General features: G+C 75.7%; 1 protein-coding gene. It reads left to right on the plus strand.

The window, feature by feature from the left end; translation table 11 throughout:
- Nucleotides 1-803, plus strand: an 803-nt coding sequence (locus tag GSF22_RS33950) for a hypothetical protein (protein ID WP_439957845.1), incomplete at its 5' end; no start/stop codon positions are given.
- Nucleotides 804-840: the final 37 nt, after the last annotated feature.

An 840-nucleotide genomic window follows, 5' to 3' on the forward strand; every position in this document is an offset into this window, starting at 1 on the left:
CCGGTCCCCTGGCCCGGGTCGTCCCCGGGGCTCACGGTGACCCCGTGGTCCCGTCCGTCCCCGACCGGGACGATCTCCCCGGCCGTGATGATCTCCTCGGCCGCGCCGGGCTCCCTGGCCGTGACCGTCGCCCCGGCGCCGACGGGGTGCCCGGCGCCGTCCCCGGGGCCGACGCCCCGGGCGGCATCCGTCGAAGCGCGGTGACGGGGCGCGACGACGACACCGGTCCGGCCCCGCGTCTGGCCCGGCTGGTCACCGAGTTCACCGCGCCCGCCGTCCTGGCCACCCTCCTGCTGGTGGTGATCGGCTGGCACAGCACGCCGGGTGGTACCGGCCTGGCCTGGGGACTGTTCGCCTCGTTCTTCGCCAGCGTCGTCCCGTTCGCCTACATCGTCGGCGGCGTACGCCGGGGCCGACTCACCGACCACCACGTGCGGGTACGCGAGCAGCGGCGCCGGCCGCTGCTGGTCGGACTGGCGTCGGTACTGGCCGGGCTGCTCGTCCTGACCCTGCTGGGGGCACCGGGTCCGGTACGCGCACTGGTCACGGCGGGGGCGGTCGGCCTGGTCGTCGGTGCACTACTCGCGCCCCGCTGGAAGATGTCGATCCACGTGGCGGTGGCGACCGGTGCCGCCGTGGTGCTGGTACTGGCCTTCGGGCCGGGTCTGCTGCTCAGCCTGCCGGTACCCGTACTGGTCGGGTGGTCCCGGGTACGGCTGGGTGACCACACGGTCGGGCAGGTCGTGGCCGGCGGGATCGTGGGCGCCGCCGTCACCGGCCTGGTCTTCGGCTTCGGCCGCTGAGCCGTCGGGCGGGGTTCGGCCGTGGAACCGTGGGGCG

Source organism: Micromonospora echinofusca (assembly GCF_017614955.1).
Taxonomy (GTDB): Bacteria; Actinomycetota; Actinomycetes; order Mycobacteriales; family Micromonosporaceae; genus Micromonospora; species Micromonospora echinofusca_A.